Consider the following 7,264-nt stretch of genomic DNA (forward strand, 5'->3'; position numbering starts at 1 on the left):
GATTACGGCACGGTGTCCTGACCACATGAGCTCGTACGTCGGTCGCCACGACGACCGCATCACGACCCGAAAGGAGCCGGCGGTGGGACTCATCCGCCACACAGCGACCGACCCGCCGGCTCCCCGCCAGACCGGTCCGGCCGTGTGGCGGGGCGCCGACCTCGCGCGGACGCCGGAGAGGTGGACGTGGGCGCTCGACGCGCACGAGGTCGACGAGCTCGTCGCAGCGGTCGACGCGTTCGACGGGCCACTCGAGATGCTGACGGCCGACCGCTTCCCGCTGCCGGGCCTCGGCCCACGCCTCACCGCGCTGAGGCACGAGCTGACGCACGGCCTCGGATTCCGGCTCGTCAGCGGGCTCCCCTGCCACCAGCTGACCGAGCGGCAAGCCGCTGCTGCGTTCGTCGGTCTCGGAGCACACCTCGGCTCGGCGAGATCGCAGAACGCACGGGGTGAGCTGCTCGGCCACGTCCGCAACATCGGGCTCGACGTCGCGGATCCGAACGTGCGGATCTACCAGACCGATCGACGCCAGACCTTCCACACCGACTCGACCGACGTCGTCGGGCTGCTGTGCCTCGAGACGGCCGCACGTGGTGGCGCGTCGATGCTGGCGAGCGCCTCCACGATCTACAACGAGATGCTCGACCGCCGCCCCGACCTCGCCGCCGTGCTGTTCCGACCGATCGCCACCGACCGGCGCGGCGAGGTCCCCGCCGGCGCAGATCCGTACTTCACGATCCCCGTGCTGTCGTGGCACGACCAGGCGCTCACCGTGCTGTACCAACGGCAGTACATCGAGTCGGCGCAGCGCTTCGACGACGTACCACCCCTTGCTGGCGACGTGACGGCGGCACTCGATCTGTTCGACGAGATCGCCAACGAGCCCGACATCCACCTCGAGATGCAGCTCGCGGTGGGCGACATGCAGTTCGTGCACAACCACACGCTGCTGCACGACCGGACCGCGTTCGTCGACAAGCCCGGCTCGCCACGCCATCTGCTCCGCCTGTGGTTGTCGGTCCCGGGCGACCGCACCCTGCCTCCCGTGTTCGCGCAGCGCTACGGGTCGATCGAGGTCGGCAACCGCGGCGGCATCGTGGTCGGCGAGCGAGATCAGTTCTGACGGGCGACCATCGACGCGACCTCGTCGACGAGCCGCCACTGCGACGAGTCGGCGGGGCCGGCGAACGTGCGATGCGCGGCGACAGTTCGCAGCGCCTCGTCGCGAGTTGCGCCGAGCACCATGAGCAGGCAGACGGCCATCGTGCCGGCACGCCCCTGACCCATCGCGCAGTGCATCACCACGCCCTCGCCCGCCTCGAGCCGGGCGGCGATCATCCGCAGGAACGGCATCGTGGCATCGGCGGACTCGGCACCGAAGTTCCGGATCGGGAACCACAGCGCCCGGCCGGCCTTGTTGGCCCGCAGCCAGTCGACGTACGCGGGAAACCGGGCCTGCAGCTCGGCGGCGGGATTGAGGCAGACGACCGTCGATGCATCGTCGGCCCATGCGAGCGCCGCCTCGGGGTCGGGCGCGATGTCGTGGCGGCCGCACAGCCAGAGCGACCCCGTGGTGCTCGGCAGGGGGATCCGGTCGATGCTCATCGGGTGATCACGGCGCCGGGCGGTGCAGCAGCGCCGACGTCGGCCTGACGTCGACGAGTGACCCATGGACCGCTGCGTCGCCGTCGACCACCAGGCTGTAGCCGTCGTCGCCGGGTGGGAACAACAAGGTGACGGCCGGACGGGCCGTTGCATTCCCCACCGCCCGCCCACCGCCCGCGTCGAGTCGGAGCACCCGCTCGGCTCCGGTGCCCACGACCGAGGGCCGGAGGGCGAGCAGGTGCGTGCGGTCATCGTCCGAGACGGTCAGCAGGTAGCCGGGGCCCCACTCGCCGATCTGCTCGAACAGGTCGTCGATCGCCACCCGGATGCTCACGGCCGCCACGGTACGGGAATCTCGCCGGACGTGAAACGTCGGCGAGCCGCCGCGACACCCGGGACCGGGCCCGCCCGGAGTCTGCCGGCTCGCCGTCACCGCTCGAGACCGAACCAGGGCTCGGCAGCGAGATCGCTGGTGAAGATCGAGCGGTCCTGCTCGTCGGCGATCGTGACGGTCGCCGCGCGACGGTACGCCTCGCCAGCCTCGTCGACCCTCCCGAGGCAGGCGAGCGCACGCGCACGAGCTTCGTACGCGTACGCGTGATCGAAGTCGGCGACCTCGTCGGCCGCTTCGGCGACGAGCGCGCTCGTCCGGTCGGCGTGGTGCAGGGCGGCCGCACCCTGCCCGGCGGTCGCGTGCGCACGGGACACCAGCCACGAGGCGCGAGCCTGGTTCACCGTGGTGGCACCGGTGGCCCGACGCCAGTGATACGCCGCGGCATAGGCCCGTTGCAGCAGGTCGTCGACCTCGCCGCCGCCGAGCTCGCGGCCGTCGAGGAGCTCCCACACCGAGTTGTTGGCGGTGATCGCTTGGGCCCGGTGCCAGTTGCCCTCGACATCTGCCGCGTCGATGTCGCTGCCGCCGGTGTCGACCGGGGGCAGCGGTTCGCCTGTCTCGAGGAGCGTCTTGAGCCCGTCGAGGATCTCGACCCAGCCGAGCCGGACGTGCTCCCAGGTCGCCGGGCTGAGCGCGAGGTCGCCGTGACGCAACGTGACCCGCGTGACCGAGCCGTCCTGGTTGGCCGGGGTCAGCGTCCACTCGACGCGACCGGGCGGCTCGGCCGCCATCCCCTCGTCGTAGTTCACGTGCCAGGTCAGGACGAGGCGCCGGGGTGGATCGAACGCCTCGATCACCCCGTCGACCGCCAGTCGATCGCCGTCGACGATGACGTTGCGATACGGCGCGCCCGCCTCGAACGAGGACTCGAACCGCGTGCCGTGGAAGTACCGGACCGTGTCGTCGGGGTCGGTCAGCGCCTGCCAGACGCGCTCGCGCGGCGCTCGGACGAAGATCTCGTAGAGATGGGCGGTCGCAGACATGATCAGGCTCCTTCGGCTCGGTCACGGAGGGCGACGAGCCCAGCGACGAGTGGTTCGGCATAGTGGCTGATCCACCGATCGTGGATCTCACGGATGGGCACCGGGTTCAGGTAGTGGAGCTTGGTGCGCCCCGATCGCTCGCTCAGCACGAGGCGGGCATCCTCGAGCACCCGCAGGTGCTTCATGACCCCGAATCGCGTCATGTCGCCGAGCACGTCGCAGAGCTCGCTCAGCGTGCGACCATCGCGCTCGCGCAGGGCATCGAGCAGTGCCCGGCGACTCGGGTCGGCAAGCGCTCGGAACACGGCGTCCATCGCCGTCGACAATAGGTGACTATTTGGTCACATGTCAACGTATGACCGGGTGACGCCGAGACGCGCCGGCAGCGCCGTCGGTTCGCAGCGACCGGCGACCGCACCGCCGACGCCCGCACATCTCGGATCTCGAGGACCGTCCATCCGAACGAGGATCGTTCGACGCCGGACGCGCCGCGGCCCCGGCCGGGTGGCCGGGGCCGCGAGTCGTGGGGGGTGGGACTCAGCGATCGAGTGCCTGGTCGATGCACTCACGAAGCTCGGTCAGGTCGATCGGCTCGATGCGACCCTCGATGTCCTCGAAGAACTCGTCGTCGAAGATCCCGCCCTCGATGTCCTCGAAGAACTCGTCGTCGAGGAACCGGCCCTCGATGTCCTCGAAGAACTCGTCGTCGAAGATCCCGCCCTCGCCGAGTCGGCCCTCGAGCTCGCCGAACAGCCCGCCGACCAACTCGTCGAGATCGGACACCTCGGCGTCGCCGTCGGTGCTGACCGAGATCTCGCCGTCCTCCTGGGTGATCGTCACGGAGGCGTCGCCCTCACCGAGATCGATGACGGTGACGCCGTCGGCGCCGGCGACGGTGACCTGAGCGCCGTCGAGGACGTCGCCGAACTCACCGAACAGCTCGTCGAGCTCGGGCAACTCGTCGAGGTCCTCGAACGGGAAGCCCTCGGGGAAGCGCTCGAGGTCACCGAACGGAAGGTCCTCGAATGGGAAGTCGTCGAGGTCACCGAACGTCATGTCGAGGTGGGGCAGGCATGCCAGCACGCCGTCGTCGCCCGTCAGTTCGCCGAGGTCGAGGACCAGCGGGTCGCCGTCGCCGGTGTCGATCACGATCTCACCGTCGATCACGGGGCGGGCGGGATCGTCGGGTTCGGCGCCGTCATCCGGCTCGGGCCCGTCGGGCTCGGGAGCGTCGGGGAAGGGCTCGTCGGACTCGTCGATCGGGTCGTCGTCGGCGACCGCGGCGAGCGAGGCGCCATCACCCTCGACCGACGGGCGATCGGCCGAGACCAGGGCACTGACACCGACGATGCCGCCGCCGACCAGGCCGGCAGCGGCGAGCGCCACCAACGCGGTCCGGCCACGGCTCGGCCGGCGTGGCTCGACCGGTTCGAGCGAGACGGGGGGCGTGGAGGGGGGCAGATCGAAGGGATCCATGTGGATCATGATGCCCGTCCTACCTGAGACCGGCCTGAGATCGGCTGAGGAACGCTCTCAGCGAACACTCAGCATCCTCCGGCACACTGAGGACATGCGGCTGCTGGTGGTCGACGACGAAGTACGCCTCGCCGAATCGATCGCCCGCGCGCTGCGGGCCGAGGGCTTCGACGCCGACGTGGTGCACACCGGCACCGACGCGGTCTGGCAGGCCGGCGAGGTCGACTACGCAGCGATCGTGCTCGACATCATGCTGCCGGGCAAGAACGGCTACGAGGTGTGCCGCGAGCTGCGCTCCTCGGGCTCGACGACGCCGATCCTGATGCTGACGGCCAAGGACGGTGAATACGACGAGGCCGAGGCGCTCGACACCGGGGCCGACGACTACCTCCGCAAGCCGTTCTCGCTGGTCGTCCTGCTCGCCCGGTTGCGGGCGCTGCTGCGGCGCGGCCACACGTCGTCGTCCGATGCCATCACCGTCGGCGACCTCGAGATCGATCGGGCTCGCATGTCGTGCCGACTCGGCGGTGACGAGATCGAGCTGACGCCACGCGAGTTCGCCGTCGTCGAGTACCTGGCACGGCGGGCACCCGACATCGTGCCGAAGCAAGCGATGCTCGACGCGGTGTGGGGCATCGACTTCGACGGCGACCCCAACATCGTCGAGGTCTACGTCGGCTACCTGCGCAAGAAGCTGGGGCACGACGCCGTCAGGACCGTCCGGTCGGTCGGATACCAGCTCGCGGGGAGCCCGCCGTGAGGTCGGCCGTTCGCTCGGTTCGCGGGCGGCTGACGATCGCCGTCGCCTTGCTGATCGGATCGATCGCGGTGCTCACCGCGATGCTGGCGCCGCGGCTGGTCCGCGACGAGCTGGTCGACGATCTGCTCGACGCCGAGACCGACGAGGGTCCGGGCCCGGTCGGGCGCTTCGTCGGCGAGCTGAACGACGACCTGACCGACGACCAGCTCGCCGCGGTCTACGGTCCCGAGCTGCTCGACCAGGTCGACGCGCTGAGCGACACGGGTGCCATCGAGCGGCTGCGATCGTTCAGGGACGACGGTCGCATCGTCATCGTGCCCGCGCCCGGCGTGTCGGGTGTGGTCGAGTCCGACGGCTCGATACTGATCCGGTCCGGTACATCGGAGGGCCCGATCATCACGGGGGCCGAGCTCGCCCAGCTCGCCGTCGAGCTCGGCGAGGAACGCGTCGACCCCGACCTGTTCGAGCTGCCGCTGTTCGGCGATCAGACGCTCGGCGACATCATCGGCGACGACATCCGCGCCACGATCGAGTCGTCGATCTTCGACAACCCCGATCTGACGGACGCGATCGATCCCGAGATCATCGACCCCGACGTGTTCGGCGAGGAGCTGATGGCCGACCCGTTCGCCGAACTGTTCGAGCAGTTCGAGGAGTTCGGCGTCTTCGACAGCGACATCGACGGCGGGTTCGGTGCCGAGCTCGGGGCGAGCGAGCTCGACGAGCTGTTCGAGGCGCTCGACCGTGGCCTCCAGGAGGCGTTCGAGCACGGCGAGTTCCGCGTCGGGACGGCTCCGGAAGACGCCGCAGCGATCGCCGAGGCTGCGCCGGACGACGACCCGGCGCCGGCCGCAGACGAGACCGCCGCCGACGAGCCGGCAGCGCCACTGGGCGCCGACGAGCTGGTGTTCGGCCTCCGACCGGTCGACGGCGTCGACGTCATCGTGGCCGCACCGGCCGAGAGCGTCACACGGAGCGTCGACCGGCTGCGCACCGTGCTGTGGGCTGCCGCTCCGATCGTCATGCTGCTCGGTGGTGGTGTCACCTGGATCCTGGCCGGTCGCGCACTGCGGCCGGTCGGCCTCATGACCGATCGAGCCGCTGGCATCCGCGCCAGCACCTTGCACGAGCGCGTCCCCGTACCCCGGTCGAAGGACGAGATCGGCCGGCTGGCCACCGAGATGAACGAGATGCTCGATCGCCTCGAGCAAGCGGACACGCGACGTCGTCAGTTCGTGTCCGACGCCTCCCACGAACTGCGCAGTCCGATCGCGGCGCTGCGCGTCCAGGCCGAGGCGACGCTCGCGGACGGCCCCGACGACGACGCTGCGTCGCTGGCCGACGGCGTGTTGGCCGAGACCGACCGGCTCGGCTCGCTGGTGACCGATCTGCTCTCGCTCGCCCGTGCCGACGAAGGGCTCCCCCCGCCGAGCACCGTCGTCGACCTCGACGACATCGTGCTGGCCGAGGCGGCGCGGAGCCGCAGCACGCCGATCGAGACCGACGGCGTCTCGGCCGGACGCGTCCGCGGCAGGGCCGACGAGCTCACCCGCCTGACCACCCACCTGCTCGACAACGCCGCCAGGCATGCGAGCTCGCGAGTGCGTGTCACGCTCGCGACCCACGGCGACGACGTCGTCCTGACCGTCGACGACGACGGACCCGGCGTGCCCGACGATCAACGGACGACCATCTTCGATCGCTTCGTCCGGCTCGACGCGGCGCGGGCTCGGGACGACGGCGGCGCCGGCCTCGGTCTCGCCGTCGTCGCCGCGGTGGCACGAGCGGCGGGCGGCGACGTCGCGGTGGACGACGGCGACCTCGGGGGCGCCCGGTTCGTGGTGACGCTGCCAGCGACCGGCTGATCCGAACCGATCAACCAACCACACGCTCAGCGATCGACGCCCACCCACCCGGCGGCTCGTCACCCTCGCTGCGCGTCTGCCCGCCAACGGGCCGACGCCGACCGAACCGATCAAACCACGACACGCTCAGCAATCGACGCCCACCCACCCCGCCGGCTCGTCACCCTCGCTGCGCGTC

General features: G+C 70.6%; 8 protein-coding genes. 3 read left to right on the forward strand and 5 right to left on the reverse strand.

Features of this window, described 5'->3' with window-relative positions:
* Window positions 1-25 precede the first annotated feature (25 nt).
* Window positions 26-1,126, forward strand: coding sequence for a TauD/TfdA family dioxygenase (locus QNJ12_RS10320; protein ID WP_300622510.1), 1,101 nt, complete (start codon window positions 26-28; stop codon window positions 1,124-1,126).
* On the opposite strand, the gene QNJ12_RS10325 is transcribed toward QNJ12_RS10320, so the two are convergent.
* The 5 genes from QNJ12_RS10325 to QNJ12_RS10345 all read right to left on the reverse strand — a co-directional run bounded on the left by QNJ12_RS10325 (window position 1,117) and on the right by QNJ12_RS10345 (window position 4,461).
* Complete coding sequence (locus QNJ12_RS10325; RefSeq protein ID WP_300622511.1) at window positions 1,117-1,608, reverse strand: tyrosine-protein phosphatase; 492 nt, start codon at window positions 1,606-1,608, stop codon at window positions 1,117-1,119. The two genes, QNJ12_RS10320 and QNJ12_RS10325, sit on opposite strands and share 10 nt — an antisense overlap.
* A gap of 7 nt (window positions 1,609-1,615) precedes the next feature.
* Complete coding sequence (locus QNJ12_RS10330; RefSeq protein WP_300622513.1) at window positions 1,616-1,942, reverse strand: hypothetical protein; 327 nt, start codon at window positions 1,940-1,942, stop codon at window positions 1,616-1,618.
* A 95-nt stretch (window positions 1,943-2,037) separates the two neighbouring features.
* The gene (locus QNJ12_RS10335) at window positions 2,038-2,985 is read right to left on the reverse strand and encodes an SRPBCC family protein (RefSeq protein ID WP_300622515.1); all 948 of its coding nucleotides are present in this window, start codon (window positions 2,983-2,985) and stop codon (window positions 2,038-2,040) included.
* 2 nt (window positions 2,986-2,987) lie between these two features.
* Window positions 2,988-3,299: a helix-turn-helix transcriptional regulator gene (locus QNJ12_RS10340; RefSeq protein ID WP_300622517.1), complete on the reverse strand. Its 312-nt coding sequence runs from the start codon at window positions 3,297-3,299 to the stop codon at window positions 2,988-2,990.
* Window positions 3,300-3,522: 223 nt separating this feature from the next.
* Window positions 3,523-4,461: a hypothetical protein gene (locus QNJ12_RS10345; RefSeq protein WP_300622519.1), complete on the reverse strand. Its 939-nt coding sequence runs from the start codon at window positions 4,459-4,461 to the stop codon at window positions 3,523-3,525.
* Window positions 4,462-4,555: 94 nt separating this feature from the next.
* Here QNJ12_RS10345 and QNJ12_RS10350 point away from each other — a divergent pair, with 94 nt between their 5' ends.
* Window positions 4,556-5,221 (forward strand): response regulator transcription factor, encoded by a 666-nt coding sequence (locus QNJ12_RS10350; protein ID WP_300622521.1) that lies wholly within the window; start codon window positions 4,556-4,558, stop codon window positions 5,219-5,221.
* Window positions 5,218-7,086 (forward strand): ATP-binding protein, encoded by a 1,869-nt coding sequence (locus tag QNJ12_RS10355; RefSeq protein WP_300622523.1) that lies wholly within the window; start codon window positions 5,218-5,220, stop codon window positions 7,084-7,086. Before QNJ12_RS10350 ends, QNJ12_RS10355 begins: the two co-directional genes overlap by 4 nt.
* Window positions 7,087-7,264 lie beyond the last annotated feature (178 nt).

The sequence above is a fragment of the Ilumatobacter sp. genome (assembly GCF_030065885.1).
In the GTDB taxonomy this organism is placed as follows: Bacteria; Actinomycetota; Acidimicrobiia; order Acidimicrobiales; family Ilumatobacteraceae; genus Ilumatobacter.